The 18401-nt window shown below is 58.2% G+C and carries 16 protein-coding genes and 2 pseudogenes; 10 read left to right on the forward strand and 8 right to left on the reverse strand.

Annotated features, from left to right (window positions below; translation table 11 throughout):
* Nucleotides 1–170 precede the first annotated feature (170 nt).
* Nucleotides 171–1232 (forward strand): UDP-galactopyranose/dTDP-fucopyranose mutase family protein, encoded by a 1062-nt coding sequence (locus BM174_RS15345; protein WP_245766402.1) that lies wholly within the window; start codon nt 171–173, stop codon nt 1230–1232.
* Nucleotides 1233–1336: 104 nt separating this feature from the next.
* Here BM174_RS15345 and BM174_RS15350 read toward each other — a convergent pair.
* The 5 genes and pseudogenes from BM174_RS15350 to BM174_RS15370 form a co-directional block, all read right to left on the reverse strand.
* Nucleotides 1337–1492 (reverse strand): annotated as a pseudogene (locus BM174_RS15350) (sugar phosphate nucleotidyltransferase); the annotation flags it as partial.
* 1 nt (nt 1493) lies between these two features.
* Complete coding sequence (gene rfbD, locus BM174_RS15355) at nt 1494–2336, reverse strand: dTDP-4-dehydrorhamnose reductase (RefSeq protein WP_093924739.1); 843 nt, start codon at nt 2334–2336, stop codon at nt 1494–1496.
* A gap of 34 nt (nt 2337–2370) precedes the next feature.
* Nucleotides 2371–3423, reverse strand: coding sequence for a dTDP-glucose 4,6-dehydratase (rfbB, locus tag BM174_RS15360; RefSeq protein WP_093924740.1), 1053 nt, complete (start codon nt 3421–3423; stop codon nt 2371–2373).
* Between the two features lie 3 nt (nt 3424–3426).
* A pseudogene (rfbC, locus tag BM174_RS15365) lies at nt 3427–3884 on the reverse strand (dTDP-4-dehydrorhamnose 3,5-epimerase).
* Nucleotides 3885–4400: 516 nt separating this feature from the next.
* On the reverse strand, nt 4401–5351 hold the full coding sequence (locus BM174_RS15370) for a YihY/virulence factor BrkB family protein (RefSeq protein WP_093924741.1): 951 nt from the start codon (nt 5349–5351) through the stop codon (nt 4401–4403).
* 268 nt (nt 5352–5619) lie between these two features.
* Between BM174_RS15370 and BM174_RS15375 the strand changes: the two genes are divergently transcribed.
* The 4 genes from BM174_RS15375 (at nt 5620) to arsJ (ending at nt 10479) form a co-directional block, all read left to right on the forward strand.
* Complete coding sequence (locus BM174_RS15375) at nt 5620–7299, forward strand: sulfatase-like hydrolase/transferase (protein ID WP_093924742.1); 1680 nt, start codon at nt 5620–5622, stop codon at nt 7297–7299.
* Between the two features lie 88 nt (nt 7300–7387).
* Nucleotides 7388–8233 carry an arsenate reductase/protein-tyrosine-phosphatase family protein gene (locus tag BM174_RS15380; protein WP_093924743.1) on the forward strand — a complete coding sequence of 282 codons (846 nt, stop codon included), beginning with the start codon at nt 7388–7390 and terminating at the stop codon, nt 8231–8233.
* 6 nt (nt 8234–8239) lie between these two features.
* The gene (locus BM174_RS15385) at nt 8240–9238 is read left to right on the forward strand and encodes an ArsJ-associated glyceraldehyde-3-phosphate dehydrogenase (protein ID WP_093924744.1); all 999 of its coding nucleotides are present in this window, start codon (nt 8240–8242) and stop codon (nt 9236–9238) included.
* Nucleotides 9235–10479 (forward strand): organoarsenical effux MFS transporter ArsJ, encoded by a 1245-nt coding sequence (gene arsJ, locus BM174_RS15390; protein WP_093924745.1) that lies wholly within the window; start codon nt 9235–9237, stop codon nt 10477–10479. The genes BM174_RS15385 and arsJ overlap by 4 nt, the downstream gene beginning before the upstream one ends.
* 43 nt (nt 10480–10522) lie before the next feature.
* Here arsJ and BM174_RS15395 read toward each other — a convergent pair whose 3' ends face one another.
* Nucleotides 10523–11188 carry a GntR family transcriptional regulator gene (locus BM174_RS15395; protein ID WP_093924746.1) on the reverse strand — a complete coding sequence of 222 codons (666 nt, stop codon included), beginning with the start codon at nt 11186–11188 and terminating at the stop codon, nt 10523–10525.
* 166 nt (nt 11189–11354) lie between these two features.
* On the opposite strand from BM174_RS15395, the gene dctP reads away from it, so the two are divergent.
* The 5 genes from dctP (at nt 11355) to BM174_RS15420 (ending at nt 17127) form a co-directional block, all read left to right on the forward strand.
* A complete protein-coding gene (gene dctP / locus BM174_RS15400; RefSeq protein ID WP_093924747.1) occupies nt 11355–12341 on the forward strand; it encodes a TRAP transporter substrate-binding protein DctP in 987 nt (328 codons plus the stop codon).
* Nucleotides 12342–12453: 112 nt separating this feature from the next.
* Complete coding sequence (locus BM174_RS15405) at nt 12454–12993, forward strand: TRAP transporter small permease (RefSeq protein WP_093924810.1); 540 nt, start codon at nt 12454–12456, stop codon at nt 12991–12993.
* The gene (locus BM174_RS15410; protein WP_093924748.1) at nt 12993–14312 is read left to right on the forward strand and encodes a TRAP transporter large permease; all 1320 of its coding nucleotides are present in this window, start codon (nt 12993–12995) and stop codon (nt 14310–14312) included. The genes BM174_RS15405 and BM174_RS15410 overlap by 1 nt, the downstream gene beginning before the upstream one ends.
* A gap of 13 nt (nt 14313–14325) precedes the next feature.
* On the forward strand, nt 14326–15591 hold the full coding sequence (locus tag BM174_RS15415) for a malonyl-CoA decarboxylase (protein ID WP_093924811.1): 1266 nt from the start codon (nt 14326–14328) through the stop codon (nt 15589–15591).
* A gap of 12 nt (nt 15592–15603) precedes the next feature.
* A complete protein-coding gene (locus tag BM174_RS15420) occupies nt 15604–17127 on the forward strand; it encodes a malonate--CoA ligase (RefSeq protein ID WP_093924749.1) in 1524 nt (507 codons plus the stop codon).
* 117 nt (nt 17128–17244) lie between these two features.
* Here the strand turns inward: BM174_RS15420 and BM174_RS15425 are convergent, their stop codons facing one another.
* Both BM174_RS15425 and BM174_RS15430 read right to left on the reverse strand, forming a co-directional pair.
* Complete coding sequence (locus BM174_RS15425) at nt 17245–18204, reverse strand: 2-hydroxyacid dehydrogenase (protein ID WP_093924750.1); 960 nt, start codon at nt 18202–18204, stop codon at nt 17245–17247.
* The gene (locus BM174_RS15430; protein WP_093924751.1) at nt 18201–18395 is read right to left on the reverse strand and encodes a hypothetical protein; all 195 of its coding nucleotides are present in this window, start codon (nt 18393–18395) and stop codon (nt 18201–18203) included. The genes BM174_RS15425 and BM174_RS15430 overlap by 4 nt, the downstream gene beginning before the upstream one ends.
* Nucleotides 18396–18401: the final 6 nt, after the last annotated feature.

Here is an 18401-nt window from a genome sequence, read left to right on the forward strand (position 1 = left end):
TACGGGAATCGGGCGAAAATGTGCCGTTTGCCTTGCCTTTGTCTCAAATCAATTGGGTTTCAACACCAGCGCATCGCTCTAAAAACCGGAAAAAGAGCGGGGGCGGAAGGCTGCGAATGGATATTCTCATCGTTGGAGCAGGGCTGAGCGGCGCGGTCACGTGAAAAGCGCTGGCTCAAGCAGGGCATAGCATAAAGATCGCTGACGCCCGTCTGCATGTGGCCGGGAACTGCCACACCGAGCGCTGCAGCGAGACCGGCGTTTTAATGCATGTCTATGGGCCGCATATCTTTCATATAGGCGACCGCGAGGTCTGGGATTACGCCAACGGCTTTGCCCAGTTCTTGCCCTACCGCAATCGCGCCAAGAATACGGTCGGCAGCGCCGTATATTCGCTGCCGGTGAACCTGCACACGATCAACCAGTTTTTCGGAAAGACATTCAGAGCCGACGAAGCCCGCGCTTTCATCGAGGAGACCCAAGCCGACAGGGGCATCACCGATCCGCAGAACTTCGAAGAGCAAGCGCTGCGCTTTGTCGGACCCGCGCTCTATGAGGCCTTTTTCAAGGGCTACACGGAAAAGCAGTGGGGTTGCTCTCCTCAGGACCTGCCAGCCTCGATCCTCAAGCGTTTGCCGCTGCGGTTCAATTACGACGACAACTATTTCGCGCATCCGTTTCAGGGGGTGCCGAAGGACGGCTATACCCCGATGGTTGAAGCGATCCTTGATCATCCGGCCATCGACGTACATCTGACCACGCCCTATACCGCCGACATGGTAGACCGTGCCGACCATCTGATCTGGACCGGAGCACTGGACGGATATTTTGGCACGCGGTTAGGGCGCTTGGGGTATCGCACGCTCGACTTTGGACGGTTCACTCATAAGGGCGACTATCAGGGCTGCGCAGTGATGAACTACGGCGATCGCGCGGAGCCCTATATGCGGATCACCGAACACAAGCATTTTGCCCCCTGGGAAACACATGAAGGGTCGGTTTTGTACCGCGAATTCTCAAGCGCCTGTGGCCCCGACGATATTCCTTATTATCCGATCCGAATGGTGAAGGAGAAATCGCTGCTGGCGCGCTACGAAGCTCTGGCGGCGCAAGAGGAGGGCGTGAGCTTTCTGGGCCGATTGGGCACATATCGCCATCTTGATATGGATGTGACGATCCGTGAGGCTCTGGATTTTTCCGCCGGGTTTTGTCCGCGCCTGAGTAAGGATTGACCGAACCGATTGGGCCAACTTAAATTCGCTGGCCGGGTTGCTTGGCGGTTTCGTCAGTCGGCGCACGCCTTGATTGGAGAATTTTCGGATTTATTTTTGGGGATTAGCTCTGCCTCAGAGCTCAAACGATGTTTCGCAGCGCGGTCGGGCGCTGTACCGTCAAGGAAGTAGAGCCCTGTCACGGCATAATGTGAAGGCGGTCCCTCGGGTTTTTCGATGATCTGCCGCGCCTTGCCTTCTGCGTCAAATTCTACGACGCCATCATGAAATCAACTCTCTTATAATGTGAGAAAGGGCAGGCTGCCAAGCGGGCGCGGCGATGCCGAAGTCCTGTGTGATGCCCGAGCAATCGAGCCGCGAGTTGAGCGGGCGCGTGGCAGGCGTCGGGTAATCGCTGGTAGGGATGCCGGTCACGCTAACATCACGACCGGCAAGGCTGAATATTTCGCGGGCGAAATCGGCCCATGAGGCATAGGGCGTTCCGCCGAAATGGTAGGTGCCGCCCTGTGCGCCTTGGCGCATGACCTCCGCCAGCGTCAGGCAGGCAGCAGCAATGTCCCCCGCAGGTGTGGGGCCGCCGATCTGGTCATCCACCACATTAAGATCCGCCCGGCTTTCGCTAAGCCGCAGCATGGTTTTCACAAAGTTGGCGCCGTGGGCGGAGAATACCCATGACGAGCGCAAGATGACATGGGCGCATCCACTCGCGCGGATCGCTGCTTCGCCGGCCAGCTTGGTACGGCCGTAAGCCCCAAGAGGTGCTACAGGATCGTCGGGTGACCACGGTGCCGTGCCAGACCCGTCGAACACATAATCGGTGGAAATATGGATCAGCGGGATATTTAATTCGGCACAGGCGCAGGCCATCGCACCGGGGGCTTCGCCGTTAATTGCCAGCGCCAGTGCCTCTTCCTCTTCGGCGCGATCAACCGCTGTGTAGGCAGCGGCATTGATCACCACGGACGGGCGTGCGGTGCGGATGGCCTCGGCGCAAATTTGCGGCTGCGACAGATCGGCTTGGCCGCGATCAAGTGCAATGACCTCTGCCCGAGCCTGCAATTCACTGGCGACTTGGCCAGTTTTACCAAAAACCAGAATACTCATGCGCGCGCTCTGCGGTTTATCGGCGCAGCTCTTCTCATGCCCTCACGCCCAGCCGCTCGCCGACCCCGTGCCGCGCTTGCAATGCGCGCCACCACGGCTCATTCGCCAGATACCACTCAACTGTTTTGCGCAGACCCTGCTCCACCGTGACAGAAGGCCGCCAGCCTAGCTCTTCGCGGATACGCGTGGGATCAATAGCATAGCGTGCATCATGGCCCGGGCGATCGGTGACAAAGCTGATCTGGTCGCGGTAGGAGGCGCCATCACTGCGCGGGCGCAGGTCATCCAGAATATCGCAAAGCGCGCCGACAAGCTCCAGATTGGTCCGTTCGTTCTCGCCGCCTATGTTATAGGAACGGCCTACCGCACCTTTGCGCACCACCAGCAACAGCGCATCGGCATGGTCCTCGACATAAAGCCAGTCGCGGATATTGGCGCCATCGCCATAGATCGGCAGCGCCGCCCCAGCCAAGGCGTTCAGAATGATGACAGGCACTAGTTTCTCTGGGAAATGATAGGGGCCATAATTGTTGGAACAATTGGTTAGCACCACGGGCAGCCCGTAGGTCTCATGCCAGGCGCGCACCAGATGGTCGCTGGCGGCTTTTGACGCAGAGTAGGGCGAGCGCGGATCGTAGGCGGTATCTTCGGTAAAGAGCACTGCAGGATCGGAAGGGAGCGAGCCATATACCTCATCAGTCGAGATGTGATGGAACCGGAAATCGGCAGGCTTGCCGGCATCATTCCAACATTTGCGTGCCGCTTCCAGCATATTGTAGGTGCCCGTAATATTGGTGTCGACAAAGTCGCCGGGCCCGTCGATGGAGCGGTCAACGTGACTTTCGGCTGCGAGATGCATCACCGCGTCGGGCCGTAGTGCTGCGAAAACCTCATCCAATGCGGGACTGTTGCGGATGTCGGCCTGAACAAAGCTATAAGCGGGGCTGTCGGCCACGGAGGCCACATTTTCTAGACAAGCCGCATAGGTCAGCGCGTCAAGATTGACTACCGAATGCCCGTCCGCAATTGCCTGCCGCACCACCGCAGACCCGATAAATCCTGCGCCGCCGGTAATGAGTAGCTTCATAGTTTAGTCCTTGAAAATAAATGGGCTATCAAACTCTGCGAACAGCGGGGCCACGGCGTCCTTTGCAGAAAGAACCGGCGCACCGGTCAGCCCCCAGTCAATGCCAATATCAGGGTCGTCCCACCGCAGCGCGCCTTCGGTCTCAGGGGCGTATGTGTCGGAGCATTTATATATGATCTCGGTGTCGGGGGTGCGGGTGACAAAGCCGTGCGCAAAGCCCGCAGGCACCAAAGGCTGGCGTCCATTGTCAAAGCTCAACTCCGCTCCGACCCATTTGCCATAGGTCGGGCTGCCGCGCCTGATATCAACAGCCACATCAAACAACGCCCCGCGCCCACAGCGCACCAGCTTATCCTGTGCCCGTGGGGGGCCTGAAAATGCAGCCCGCGAATGGTACCGACGGTGGCGGAGAGCGAGTGATTGTCCTGAATGAAATCCAGATCAATGCCCAGATCGGCCAGACGCGTGCGGCTGCAAGTTTCGCTGAAAAGCCGCGCGCGTCACCAAAGCGCTTTGGTGTGAGGATTACCACGCCTTCGATCGCTGTTTTTTCAATTTCTATCATAGACGCCTTTGAACTCTTCCGACAGGGACTTGCAAAAAACCCTGCAGCCCCGCAGCGGATTAAACAAGTCAGGGTTTTTATGTACTCTGAGTCAACACGAAGCCGGTCCCACCAGCAAGGTGCTCCACACCGCCTAAACCCGCAGCTTGCTCGACGCGATTCCAGGGCAGGAATACGAGCGCAGGCTGGCCGAGGCGGAGTTGGGTGGCACGGCGGCTTTAGCACCTCTCAGATTCTACTGGATCAAATCACAACACGAGATCAATTACGCCAATTTGCTACAGCAGTGCTTCGAATTCTGTCTAGATAATCTCTTCCGCAAAAATTTCCCGCTAGATATTTGCACCGATCGCACCCCAAGCTAGAACAGGGAAGTCAGGGCTGGAGCTGTCTCAGCATTCTCAAAGCGTCTTCAAGATGTGCCCTTGGCCTCCCCGAGATTATCGGCCTTCTCCGCGCCGCGCTCACCCATCGGCGCATCAGGCCCGACGGTGGTGTCTTTCGTGGTCTGGGCCTCGATCTCGGCGTTTAGCTCGGCACCAAAGAGCACGATGAAGGCCGAAATCCACAGCCACATCAGCAAGATGATCACCCCCGCCATGCTGCCGAAGGACTCGTTATAGCTTCCGAAGTTACTCACGTAGATCGAAAACCCTGCAGAGGCGGCGATCCAGATGATGCAGGCCAGTACCGCACCTGGTGTCAGCCATTTCCATTCGGCATTGTCGCGCGAAGGGCCGAAACGGTAGAGCACTGCCAGACCTGAAATAGTCAGCAAGCCAAGCATCAGCCAGCGTGCCAGCGCGACCCCGATCTCAAGCCAGTCGGGCAGGGAGACAAAGGCCAAAAGCGCAGGCACCGCCAGCGTCGCGGTTAACCCCAATATCAGCCCGATGATCAAAAAAGCCGTCAGTCCAAGGGTCCATAGGGTGCGCTTTATAAAGCCACGGGTTTCATCTTCGTCATAAGCGACGTTCAGCCCTTCCATCAGGCTGCCCATGCCTTTGGATGCCGAGTAAATCGCCAGCAAGATGCCGATAACAAAGGCCACGCCCAGCCCGCCTTCCTCCGATCCGGTGACCGCCACTGCTTGATCAAGAATGATTTGCGCGGCCTCTTCGGGGATCATCCTGATCAGCCCTTCAAGCTGCGCCGTTACTTCGGCAGGCTCCAAAATCAACCCGCTCAGTGCCATCAACGCCGTAATCGCAGGGAAAATTGCCATCAAAGCATAAAAGGCCACGCCAGCAGCGATCAGCCCGACATGGTCGGCGGCAATCTCGGCCTTCACCCGCAAAGCGATATCTTTCCAGCCTTTGAGCGGGATTTGGGTCGGTATCTCTGCGTGTCTGCCGCGGGCCATAAGGGTTCCTTCGCGTGAAAGTGGTTTGGGGAGTATATAGAGTTTCAACGCCATAGGTCACGGGATTGTGTTAAATCGGCCCGCGATCGCAGCGCCTTAGGCCTGACGCAAGACGGGCTGGTGGGAGATATTTGGTTTGATAGGTCCGGCAGTCTTTCGTAGCTTTGGCGCGGGGCCTCTGTACAACCCCGTTTGAATTCCATGGCGCTATCGAAATAATGCTCTTAACCGACTTGACCATCCGTAGCTTCTGCGGAGGAAGGCTGCGATGAATATCCTGTTTATAATGTATGACCAGTTGCGGTTCGATTATCTGAGCTGTGCCGGACATCCACATTTACACACGCCCAACTTTGACCGGGTCGCGGCCAAGGGTGTGCGGTTCACCAATACCTATGTGCAATCGCCGATTTGTGGCGCGTCGCGGATGAGCTTTTATACAGGGCGATACGTCTCGTCCCACGGCGCGCAGTGGAACGGCTATCCCCTCCGCGTGGGCGAGATCACCCTCGGTGACCACCTGCGCGAAGTGGGCATGAATTGCTGGCTGCTGGGCAAGACCCACATGAAGGCCGATGCCAAGGGCATGGCGCGTCTCGGGCTGGCGCCTGACAGTGTGATCGGCGCGCGACAGGCCGATTGCGGGTTTGACACTTGGGCGCGGGATGACGGGCTCTGGGGATTTGGACCTGATGGATACTACGACGAAAAACGCTCGCCCTATAACGAATATTTAAAGTCCAAGGGCTATGACGGCGACAACCCGTGGTCAGATTATGCCAACGCAGGTGTCGAGGATGGCAATATCGCGTCGGGCTGGATGTTCCAGAACGCCGATAAGCCCGCCAATATCCGTGAGGAAGACAGCGAAACCCCATGGCTAACATCCGAGGCGATCCGGTTTGTGGATGAAGTTGACGGGCCTTGGTGCGCCCATCTGTCTTTCATCAAACCGCATTGGCCATATATTGTGCCGGCACCCTATCACGCCATGTACGGTCAGAACCACGTGCCGCAAGCGCTGCGCGATAAGGCTGAACTTAAAGCCCCGCACCCTGTGTTGGGGGCCTATCAAAAGTCGGCCGTCGCGCAGGCGTTTCAGCGCGATGATGTCCGGCGCAAGGTGATTCCCGCTTATATGGGGTTGATCAAGCAATGCGACGACCAGCTTGGACGCCTGCTGGATCATCTGGAAGCGACCGGCAAGGCGGAGGATACGATGATCGTCCTAACCTCGGATCATGGCGATTATCTGGGCGATCACTGGCTGGGCGAAAAGGACTTCTTTCACGAAGCATCGGTTAAAATTCCGTTGATCATCTATGATCCACGGGCCAGTGCCGATGGAGCCCGCGGCACCATCTGCGAAGCTCTGACCGAGTCTATCGATCTTGCCGCCACCTTTGTCGAAGCGGCAGGCGGCGAGGTGCCTGACCACATCCTTGAAGGTCGTTCATTGATGCCGTGGGTGCGCGGCGAAACGCCGGAAAAATGGCGCGAATTTGTAGTGAGCGAGTATGACTATGGATCAACGCCCCGCGCACCGGCGCTTGGGGTTTCGGCCCGCGATGCACGGATATTTATGGTGTTCGATGGCCGTTGGAAGTTAATCCATTTTGAGGGCGGGTTCCGCCCGATGCTGTTCGATCTGCAGACCGATCCAAGCGAATTCATCGATTTGGGTGAAGATCCGGCCTGCGCCAGCGAGATCGCGCGGCTTTATGACTACCTCAGGGCCTGGGGATTACGCCTGGCGCAACGGGTGACTGTTTCGGACAGCGACATCGCGGAAAAGCGGGGCAAATCCGGACGCCGCGGTATCTTGCCATTTCTCGTCGATGGCAGCGAAGTCGCGCCAGAGCTTGTGGAGAAATATAGAGGCCACGCGCGCCAAATTTACACAGTCCAGCCTGCGGAAACGGCACCAGAAGAGGGTGATAAACTCTAGCCGCTTAGCAGCAGCAAGATCGCTTTGATTTCCCAGAGTTGCGCAAGAAAGGTCTTGATAATTTCCATATTTCAAATATCCATGAAATATGGAACAAAATATCATTGATCACCTTACTGCCTTGAGCCATCCACAACGATTGGCGATCTTCCGGCTGCTGATGCGACGGTGCCCCGACGCGCTGCCCGCTGGAGAGATTGCCGAAGCGCTCGATCTCAAAGCCAGCACTGCATCGGTGTATCTGTCCACACTCACCCGCGCTGATCTGATCACCCAGCGTAGGGACGCGACGCGGTTGCTGTATTGCATCAATCTGGAGACCGCGCGCGGGATCGTTGAAGGGCTGTTTGTCGATTGCTGTCGCGGGCGCGCCGATCTGTGCCCGCCTGCGCTGGCCGATATTGTAACCACTGTAGCCCCAGCGCAGGGGACGAAATTCAATGTGCTTTTCATCTGCACGGGCAACTCCGCCCGCTCGATCTTTGCGGAAGCGATATTGCGCGAGATGGCTGGTGATCTTTTTAACGCCTATTCGGCGGGCACGGTCGAAAACTCTGATCTGAACCCCCATGCCGTTCGGTTGCTCACCGCTCGGCAGCATGACGTGACGCCGCTGCGTGCCAAGAACGTCGCGGAATTTAGAACCGGCACCGCCCCGCAGATGGATTTTGTTTTTACGGTCTGCGACCGCGCCGCCAACGAGGAATGTCCGGTCTGGCAGGGTAAGCCAATTTCAGGCCACTGGGGTGTTGCCGACCCTGCGAAAGCGACGGGAAGTCAGGCGGAAATGATGCAAGCCTTTCAACGGGCTCACGACGTGCTCTACCAGCGGATTAGCGCGTTCATATCCCTGCCGATTGACCAGCTCGACCGAAGATCGTTGCAGACCCATATCGACGAAATCGGCAGACAACCCGCCCTTACACAGGAATAACCCGCCATGACGACTTATGCTATCAACGGCCTTGGCCGCATCGGAAAACTGGCGTTGCGCCCCCTGTTGGAGCGGGGGGCAAAAATTGCCTTTATCAATGACGCTGTCGGCGATCCCGAAATGCATGCGCATCTATTGGAGTTCGATTCAATTCATGGTCGCTGGCCAGCCGCGTTCGGGTTTGACGCGGACACGATCAGCATCGATGGCACCCGCATCCCGTTGATTAAGGCCCGCAATCTGGAAGATCTGCCGCTGGAGGGCGTCGATGTGATGATTGATTGTACCGGCGCGTTCAAGACCGAGGCCAAGCTGGCGCCCTATTTTGCCGCTGGTGTGAAGAAGGTCGTCGTCTCCGCGCCTGTGAAAGACGGGCCAACTGCCAATATCGTCTACGGGGTTAACGATCACATCTATGTGCCTGACGCGCACCACATCGTGACCGCCGCGAGTTGTACGACTAATTGCCTCGCGCCCGTGGTTAAGGTCTTGCTTAAAGGGATCGGGATCAAACACGGGTCCATCACCACGATCCATGATGTGACCAATACCCAGACAATTGTTGATCGCCCCGCCAAGGACCTGCGCCGTGCGCGCTCGGCCTTGACCAATCTGATCCCCACGACCACCGGATCGGCGACTGCAATCACGCTGATCTATCCCGAGCTGGCCGGCAAGTTGAACGGCCACGCCGTGCGCGTGCCCTTGCTGAACGCTTCAATCACTGACTGCGTTTTCGAGATGGCGCGGGATACCACGGTGGAGGAGGTGAACGCGCTGTTCAAGGCCGCGTCCGAAGGGCCGATGAAGGGCATATTAGGCTATGAAACACGGCCATTGGTCTCCTCCGATTACACCAACGATCCGCGCAGCAGCATCATCGATGCGCTCTCGACGATGGTGGTGAACGGCACGCAGGTGAAGGTCTATGCGTGGTATGATAACGAATTTGGCTACGCTCACCGCTTGGTTGACGTGGCGCTGATGGTGGGGGCCAAACTGTGACACGTCCCGCCGGATTTGCCGCCTATATCACGGTAACGTCGGCGTACTGGGCCTTCATGCTGACCGATGGCGCGCTGCGGATGCTGGTGCTTTTGCACTTCCACACCTTGGGGTTTTCGCCAGTCCAGCTTGCCTATCTGTTTGTGCTCTATGAGGTTGCGGGGATTGTCACCAATCTTTCAGCGGGGTGGATCGCCGCGCGCTTTGGGCTGACTGTCACCCTTTATGTCGGGTTGGCATTGCAGGTCGTGGCGCTTTTGGCTCTTGCACAGCTTGATCCGGCGTGGAGCATCACCGCCTCTGTGGTGTTTGTCATGGGCGTGCAGGGACTCTCGGGTGTGGCCAAGGACCTTGCAAAGATGAGCTCGAAATCCGCGGTCAAGATCCTTGCGCCTGCGGATAGTGGCGGATTGTTCCGCTGGGTGGCACTGCTGACGGGGTCAAAGAACGCGGTGAAGGGGACGGGGTTTTTGTTGGGAGCCGTGATGCTCGGCATGCTGGGGTTTGTAGCTTCGGTGCTGGTGATGGCAGCTATCTTGTTCGTCATTCTTATCGGCGTGGTAATGTCGATGCCGTCGGGCCTGCCCGTAGGGCGCAAAGGGGTGAAGTTTGCCGAAGTGTTCTCGAAAAACCGCAACATAAACCGCCTCAGCGCCGCGCGGTTGTTCCTGTTTGGGGCGCGCGACGTCTGGTTTGTGGTGGGCATTCCGATCTATTTTTATGCGGTGCTGTCAGACGGTAGCGCCGCAGGCAACCGGGACGCGTTTTTCATGATCGGCAGCTTTATGGCGGTCTGGACGATCCTTTACGGCATCGTTCAAGGCGCGGCGCCGCGTATCCTGCGCGCTGCCGTGCGAGAGGACAGCGCAATCTTGCAACAAGCCCGCATTTGGGCCGCAGCACTGATTGTTGTGCCTGCCGTTTTGGCAATGCTGGTTTGGATGGTGCCTGCGCCGACCCCAGCGCTCACCGCGACAATCGTTGCGGGCTTGTTGCTGTTCGGGGCTATATTCGCGGTCAACTCGTCGCTGCATTCTTACCTGATCCTAAGCTTCTCCAACGCAGAACGGGTTACGATGGATGTAGGGTTCTACTACATGTCCAACGCAGCCGGACGGCTCACGGGCACGCTTTTGTCGGGGGCGACCTATCAATGGGGCGGCCTGCCGCTGTGTCTCGCGACTGCGACTTTTATGCTTGGATTGAGCTGGATCGGCACCGCGCGGCTGAAGCTCGCTTAATCTGTGGCGGGCAATACTCATCGGGCATCGTTCTGGGCCACGCTCATTTCACTGATGCAGTATTCGTGCGCGATAGGTTGGCCAGCAGATCGGCAAATCGGTCGCCCTGAATGGTGATATGTGCCCGCATCGCCGCGTTAGCAGCGGCCTCGTCACCGGATTTGATCGTCTCGACGATGGTCGCGTGTTCGACCAGCGATGTCTTCATCCGGTCGCGGGCGCGCAGCTGCAGGCGTCGATAGGCTTTCAGGCGTTTTTGCAGACGGTCGATTTCCTTTTGGAGGAAAGTATTGCCGCTAATCGTGCGGATCAGATCGTGAAACGCCTCGTTCTCATAATAGTAGCGATCACTGTCGCCGGTCTGGGCTGCCTCGGCGCAGAGCGAGTGGCTAATCTCAAGGGCCTCAATATCGCTGGCCGAAGCACGGCGCGCGGCGTTCGAGGCGCACAGCCCCTCAAGCTCGGCCATAACTTGAAACATTTCGCTCAGAAGCTGCGGGCCGACATCGGCCACAAAAGCCCCGCGACGTGGGAAGTGTTCAAGCAAGCCAGTGGCGGCCAGTTGAAAGATCGCCTGGCGGATCGGGGTGCGCGACACGCCGAATTCCTCGGCCAGTGTCACCTCGTCTACCCGTGCGCCCGGCAAAAGCTGACCTGTCAAAATGCGGTCTTCCAACGCGTCATGCACCGAGAACTTGAGCTTTTTCATGGGTCGCTCCTTGCCGTTATACCGCATGCAATAGAGACAAAGTATTATGGAGCTGTTAAATTGTACACAATAATATTGTAAAAGAGTACAGTGCTGCTAAGCATAGGAGATGCGGTTGCCGGGGGGAGATTCGGGGACCGTCAAAAAAGTTCGTGGAGGAACACCAATGTCATTTTTCAAATCCAGCGTCGCTGGCGCTGTGCTGTTGGGCGCGCTTGCCGCACCTGCAATGGCCGAAACCCTCAAGTTGAGCCACCAGTGGTCCGAAGGCGATGTGCGCCATCAGGTCGCCCAGATGGTTGCCGACGAGGTTGCTGCGGCTGATGTCGATCTGAAGATCCAGATTTTTCCAAACCAGACCCTGTTTAAGGCGCGCGAGCAGTATACGCCGCTGTCGCGTGGCCAGTTGGATATGACCGTGCTGCCGCTGAGCTATGCGGGCGGCCAGCAGCCAGCCTATAACCTGACCCTGATGCCGGGCCTTGTGAAAAACCACGACCACGGTGCGCGTTTGTCGAAATCGCCATTCATGGAAGAGATCGAAACTGTGATGGCCGGTGATGATGTGATCACGCTGGTACACGGCTATCTGGCGGGCGGATTTGGCTCTAACAAAGCATGTATCACGGGCCCTGACGATGTAGCCGGTGTCAGCATTCGTGCGGCGGGCAAGTCATTTGAACAGATGCTTGCAGGTGCCGGAGCCTCGATCTCTTCGATGGCGTCGTCCGAGATTTACACTGCTTTGCAGACCGGCGTTCTGGATGCGGCCAATACCTCGTCCGAGAGCTTTGTCAGCTACCGTCTTTATGAACAGTTGAAGTGTTACACTCCTGCGGGCGATTACGCGCTTTGGTTCATGTATCAGCCAATGATAATGAACAAGACCACCTTTGAAGGTCTGACCGAAGAGCAGCAGGCCGCTCTGATGGCAGCCAGCGAAAAGGCTGAAGCCTTCTATCTCGAAGAAGCCAAAAAAGGCGACCAAGTTGCGGCGAAAGCCTTCTCTGACGCGGGCGTCGAACTGGCCGAGATGTCGGAAGAAGATTTCAACGCATGGCGCGAACTGGCCAAGACAACGTCCTATCCGGCGTTTGTCGAAGAACTGGCCGACGGTCAGAAGCTGCTTGATATGGCGCTTTCGGTCGAGTGATTGCGATAGGCGGGAGGGCAGGGCGAACTTGCCTTCCCGCTTTCTACCCCAGTAAGCAGAACGGAGGCTCACTGACGTGACCCAATTTGCACGGCCCGATGGGCACAAGCCGATGCCAGCGGCGGTCCGGTTGATCGGCTTGATCTCTACCGTTTGTGGCGTCCTCGCCTCCTTTATGATCCTCGCGGCGGTGTTGATCACCTGCCAGATGATTTTTGTCCGTGCGGTGCTGAACCAGTCGACGGTCTGGCAGACCGAAGTGGTGATTTACTTGATGATCGGCGCGACGCTGATCGGCCTGCCTTATGTGCAAAAGCTGCGCGGGCATGTCGGGGTTGATCTGTTGCCGACCCTGCTGCCGATCCGGATGCGGCGCGGGCTGTCAGCGATTACCTTGGCGATCACCGCCGGAATGATTGCGATCATGCTCTTTTACGGCTGGGAAATGTGGCATCTGGCATGGGCGCGGGGCTGGAAGTCCGAAACCGTGATGGCGATCCCGCTGGCGATCCCCTATCTGGCGATCCCTGTCGGATTTGCGCTGTTCTTGCTGCAATTAGCCGGTGACTTCTGGATGGTTATGTCCGGTGCGCCGATTGACGACAAAGGGATGGCCGCGGCCTCCCCAACTCCTTCGCATGAGGACTATTGATGGATCCGCTGGTACTGGGCGGCCTTGTCGCTATCGCAACTGTTCTTGTGTTGTTTTCGGGCGTGCCCGTCGGCGCGGGGCTGCTGATTGTTGCGACCTTCTTTCTCTATGTCTTTGACGGCCCGCGCAGCCTGCAAGCGCTGCCGGAGCTGTTTTACGGCGACCTCAATTCCTTCGCGCTGCTATCAATCCCGATGTTCATCATCATGGGGTCTGCGATATCATCGACGCGCGCGGGGCCAGACCTTTATGAGGCGCTGGAGCGTTGGCTGACCAAGGTGCCTGGTGGATTAGTCGTCTCTAACCTGGGGGCTTGTGCCTTGTTTGCCGCAATGTCGGGCTCATCTCCGGCGACCTGTGCGGCAATCGGCAAGATGGGTATTCCCGAGATGCGCAAGCGCGGCTACCCCGATGAAGTCGCCGCAGGATCAATCGCCGCGGGGGGTACCTTGGGCATCCTGATCCCGCCGTCGGTGACCATGATCGTCTACGGCATTGCGACCGAAACCAGCATCGGGCGTCTGTTCCTTGCCGGCGTTTTGCCGGGTGTGTTGCTGGTTATGCTGTTCATTGCTTGGGCGATTTATGACACGTGGCGGCGCGGTGCGGCGGGTGTGGCGCTGTCGGGCATCAGCTATACTTGGGCGCAACGCTTCGAAGTCCTGCCGCGTGTCATTCCGTTCATCGTGATCATCGCGGGCGTGCTTTATGCGCTCTATGGCGGTGTCGCCACGCCATCGGAAACGGCGGCTGTTGGTGCGCTTTTGTGCATCGTGGTCGCGGTGGTGGTCTACCGGATGTACCAGCCTACCGCTCTTTGGGCCGTGCTGCGCGACTCCACCCGCGAGTCGGTGATGATCCTCTTTATCATCGGCGCGGCGGGGGTGTTTTCCTTTATGCTCTCCTCGCTTTTCGTCACCCAGTCGATAGCCGAGTGGATTGCCAACCTCGACGTGAATCGTTGGGTTTTAATGGGGATCATCAACCTCTTCCTGCTGGTCGCGGGCTTTTTCCTGCCACCTGTGGCGGTGATCCTGATGTCGGCGCCGATTTTACTACCGATCATCATCACAGCCGGATTTGACCCTTACTGGTTTGCCGTCATCGTGACGATCAACATGGAAATCGGGCTGATCACGCCGCCTGTCGGGCTGAACCTTTACGTGATCAACGGCATCGCGCCGGATATCTCGCTGAAGAAAATCCTCGTAGGCTCCATGCCTTTTGTGGGCTGTATGATCCTTGCCATCGTGATCCTGTCGGCCTTCCCCGGCATTGTGACATGGCTGCCTGACGTGGTCATGGGCCCCGAGCTTTAGGATGGATACGGCGATGAACAGGGCAAGTGGCATACTGAACGATCTGATCGGGCGGGTCGCGGACACCGGACGCGGCTTGATGAAATCAGCGCCGCAAGACGATATCTTTGACATCTGCGAGGCTTTGCTGAGCGGCAAGGGCGAGGCGACGGGGCTGGCACAAGCGCGGGTGATCTTTGATCGCTACGCCGCACTGTCTGCCGAGAAAAAGCAGGTGTTTTTTGCCACGCTGCGTGATCGTTTCGGGGTCGACCGCGCCAAGACCGAAGCGGCTTATAACGCGCAGGAGCTGTCCTTGCGGGCGCTACATGCAGCATCCGAGCCACGCTCGCAGGAGCTGATCCGGCGGCTGAACCGCGCGCCGGGTGGCACCTTAAAGCTGGTGGCGATGCGGCAGGATTTGCTGGCGTTCATGGACAAGGACGCGTCGTTGAAGCCGCTGGATGACGATTTTCGTCATCTGTTCAGCTCGTGGTTCAACCGTGGTTTTCTGGAGCTGCGCAGCATTGACTGGAACACATCGGCCGCCGTTCTGGAAAAGATCATCCGCTATGAAGCGGTGCATGAAATCAGCGGCTGGAGCGACCTGCGTCGCCGTGTGGCCGCGCCCGACAGACGGCTCTATGCCTTTTTCCATCCCGCACTGCTGGATGATCCGCTGATCTTTGTCGAGGTCGCGCTGACCCCGTCGATCCCCGGAAACATTGACGATATCCTCGCCTCCGAGCGCAAGATGCTGACGCCGGATCAGGCTCTAACTGCGGTATTTTACTCGATCTCCAACTGTCAGGACGGGCTGCGCGGGATTTCCTTTGGCAACTTCTTGATCAAACAGGTGGTCGAAGAATTACGCCGTGACTTTGGCAAGCTCACAACTTTTGTGACGCTGTCGCCTGTTCCGGGTCTGCGTAAATGGGCGCTGGCGCAGGTTGCTGACAAAGCGCTGCCAGAGCGGCTGGCCAAAATCGTCGAACAAGCCGAAGCAGGCAATACGACCGCCGATCTGGCCGAATTGACGGCGCATTATATGCTCGTCGCCCGCTCCGCGCGGGGCGGGGCCACCGATCCTGTCGCGCGGTTCCACCTTGGCAACGGCGCGCGGTTGGAGCGTATTCACCCTAACGCTGACAAAAGCGAACGCGGTCAGGCCGCATCATGGGGCGTGATGGTTAATTATCTCTACGATTTGGCGACGATCGAGCGTAATCACGAGGCCTATTCGACGGCTGATGACATCATCGCCTCCACCCAAGTGCGACGGTTGCTAAAGACCCGCTGAGAAGGACAACATATGTACGATGGTAACCACCTTGCGCAGACCCTGCGCCTTGCCTCGGTCGGGCGTGAGTCCACCGCGTTTTCTACCGATCCCGCAACGGGGGAGGTCACGAGCTATGGCACGCTGTGGCAAAATGCCGAGCGGGTGGCTGCGGCGCTGATCGGACTTGGCGTTGAACCCGGGGACCGCGTGGCTTTGCAGGCGGAAAAATCGCTTGGCGTGTTGGAGCTTTACCTCGGCACCATGCTCGCAGGCGCGATCCATCTGCCGCTAAATACTGCTTATACCGCTGCTGAAGTGGGCTATTTCCTCTCGGATGCCAGCCCGCGGATTTTTGTCTGTGATCCGGCGCGGCAGGAAGAACTGGCCGAGGTGGTTAAGGCCGCCAATGTGCAAACTGTGTTGACCCTTGATGCGAATGGCAACGGCTCCCTGCGCGACAAGGCCAGCGATGCTGGGCCGATCCTCAGTGCCGTGGCGCGCGGTGCCGATGATCTGGCGGCGTTTTTGTATACCTCGGGCACCACGGGCCGTTCCAAAGGCGCGATGCTGACCCATGGCAACCTCGCCTCCAACGCTGATACCCTGCGCGATCTGTGGCAGTTCACCAAAGACGATGTGCTGATCCACGCGCTGCCGCTGTTCCATACACACGGGCTGTTTGTGGCGATCAATGTGACGATGGTTGCAGGGGGCGCGATCCGCCTGCACCGCGCCTTTAACCCCGATGCGATCCTGGCTGATTTCGACTGTGGGACTGCGCTGATGGGGGTACCGACCTTCTACACCCGTCTTCTGGGGCACAAGGGCTTGAGCAAAGAGTCTGTGGGTAAAATGCGGCTCTTCATCTCCGGCTCGGCACCGATGCTGACCGAGACGCATCACGACTGGCAAGCCCGCACCTGCCATACAGTGCTGGAACGGTACGGGATGACCGAGACCTGCATGAACACCTCCAATCCTTACGATGGCACGCGCAAGGCTGGCACGGTCGGGCTGCCGCTTGACGGGGTCGAAATGCGTATTGCCACACCCGAGGGCGTGGTTTTGCCGCAGGGCGAGATCGGCGGGATCGAAGTGCGCGGAGAGAATGTGTTCAAAGGCTATTGGAACATGCCTGAAAAGACCGCCGAGGAGCTGCGCCCGGATGGGTGGTTTATCACCGGTGATATCGGGCAGATTGATGAGGATGGTTATCTAACCATCGTCGGCCGATCCAAGGATCTGATCATTTCGGGCGGGTATAACATCTATCCCAAAGAGATCGAGAGCATCATTGATCAAGTCGCGGGCGTTGTTGAAAGCGCGGCTTATGGCATCCCCCATGCCGATTTCGGCGAGAGTGTCGCGGTCGCAGTCGTGCGCGAGACGGGCAGCACGCTCACCGATGAGGATATTCTGGAAGCGATTTCGGGCGATCTTGCCCGGTTCAAGCTGCCAAGAAAGATATTTTTTCTGGACGAATTGCCACGCAACACGATGGGCAAGGTGCAGAAAAATGTTTTGCGGAGTACCGGTGGTGCCCCGTCGCAGTGATCTCGCGATTGTTTTCGCGAGGTGTGTGATGAGTGCGATGTTAACGAGTATGCGCAAGCTGAAGGCTATCGGCAAAGCGCCCAACTGACTGGCAGGGCTTCGTGCCCTGCCAGTTTTTTAAAGCAGGTCGCGCGGGGTGTTGCCTGCGAAGAATGCATCGAGATTATCAAGCGCGCGAAAGCCCATCGCGTCGCGGGTTTGCCGCGTGGCGCTGCCGATATGGGGCAACATAAAGATGTTGTCATATTGCGCGAAGGCCGGATTGCCGCCCGGTTCGGTTTTGAAACAATCCAACCCAGCCGCTGCGACCTGACCACTTTCCAGCGCCGCGATCAGCGCGTCTTCGTCGATCAGCGCACCGCGTGCAGTGTTCACAATGACGGCCCCACGGGGCATCAGCGCAAACCGCCCGGCGTTCATCAGATTGGTGGTTTCCGGGGTGGCGGGGCAGTGGAGCGAGAGGAAGTCGGCGACGCCGAGCAGGCTCTCGACACTGGCATGGTAGGTCGCGCCGTGGGCCTGATCCTCGGGCAGGGGGGTGCGGTTGTAATAATGCACCTCCATGCCGAAACCACGGGCCTTGGTGGCGAAAGCGCGGCCAACGCGGCCCATGCCGATGATCCCCAGACGCGCGCCGGTCACCTGCTTGCCGACCATGAAGGCGGGCGACCAACTGTCCCACGCGCCGGTGCGCACGATCTTGTCGCCCGCGACCGCATGGCGGGCTGCACCTAGCATCAGCAGCATTGCAAGCTCGGCGGTGGCGTCCGACAGCACATCGGGGGTGTTGGTCACGGCAATACCGCGCGCTTTGAGGGCGGGCAGATCGCAATGATCGACACCGACTGAATGGTTGGCGACAATCTTCAGCCGGCCTGAGAATTGCCGCACCACATCGGGGCTGAAATGCTCGGAGTGGCAGGGGATGATCGCATCATACTCGGCACTGGCGGCGATAAGATGCGCCGCAGTGCCGGGGTGATCCTCGTGGTTGATCACGACATCATAATCGCGCGCTGCACGTTCCAGCGTGGCGTCAGACAGTCGGCGGGTGATCCAAAGACGTGGTTTGCTCATTTCTTGCGGACACATTCGTCCCAGAAATCATAAGCCGCCATGCCGCAGACAATGATGGCGATGATCATGAAGGGCGCGCCGCCTTTAAAGCCGGCAAAGCCGCTCGAAATACTCTGCGACAGGCCGCCGATGAAGATGATCAGAAGTGCGGTGCCGATCAGGCCGACAATCAATTTTACGCCGTATGACATAGGGCA

The organism is Sulfitobacter brevis (assembly GCF_900112755.1).
In the GTDB taxonomy this organism is placed as follows: Bacteria; Pseudomonadota; Alphaproteobacteria; order Rhodobacterales; family Rhodobacteraceae; genus Sulfitobacter; species Sulfitobacter brevis.

Excerpts from the sequence above, each read along its gene's own strand:
- BM174_RS15430 (WP_093924751.1), bottom strand. The coding sequence starts at position 18,395 with ATGTCATACGGCGTAAAATTGATTGTCGGCCTGATCGGCACCGCACTT.
- BM174_RS15375 (WP_093924742.1), top strand. The coding sequence starts at position 5,620 with ATGAATATCCTGTTTATAATGTATGACCAGTTGCGGTTCGATTATCTG.
- BM174_RS15410 (WP_093924748.1), top strand. The coding sequence starts at position 12,993 with ATGGATCCGCTGGTACTGGGCGGCCTTGTCGCTATCGCAACTGTTCTT.
- dctP (WP_093924747.1), top strand. The coding sequence starts at position 11,355 with ATGTCATTTTTCAAATCCAGCGTCGCTGGCGCTGTGCTGTTGGGCGCG.
- BM174_RS15380 (WP_093924743.1), top strand. The coding sequence starts at position 7,388 with ATGGAACAAAATATCATTGATCACCTTACTGCCTTGAGCCATCCACAA.
- rfbD (WP_093924739.1), bottom strand. The coding sequence starts at position 2,336 with ATGAGTATTCTGGTTTTTGGTAAAACTGGCCAAGTCGCCAGTGAATTG.
- BM174_RS15395 (WP_093924746.1), bottom strand. The coding sequence starts at position 11,188 with ATGAAAAAGCTCAAGTTCTCGGTGCATGACGCGTTGGAAGACCGCATT.
- BM174_RS15405 (WP_093924810.1), top strand. The coding sequence starts at position 12,454 with ATGCCAGCGGCGGTCCGGTTGATCGGCTTGATCTCTACCGTTTGTGGC.
- BM174_RS15370 (WP_093924741.1), bottom strand. The coding sequence starts at position 5,351 with ATGGCCCGCGGCAGACACGCAGAGATACCGACCCAAATCCCGCTCAAA.
- BM174_RS15415 (WP_093924811.1), top strand. The coding sequence starts at position 14,326 with ATGAACAGGGCAAGTGGCATACTGAACGATCTGATCGGGCGGGTCGCG.
- BM174_RS15425 (WP_093924750.1), bottom strand. The coding sequence starts at position 18,204 with ATGAGCAAACCACGTCTTTGGATCACCCGCCGACTGTCTGACGCCACG.
- rfbB (WP_093924740.1), bottom strand. The coding sequence starts at position 3,423 with ATGAAGCTACTCATTACCGGCGGCGCAGGATTTATCGGGTCTGCGGTG.
- BM174_RS15420 (WP_093924749.1), top strand. The coding sequence starts at position 15,604 with ATGTACGATGGTAACCACCTTGCGCAGACCCTGCGCCTTGCCTCGGTC.
- BM174_RS15385 (WP_093924744.1), top strand. The coding sequence starts at position 8,240 with ATGACGACTTATGCTATCAACGGCCTTGGCCGCATCGGAAAACTGGCG.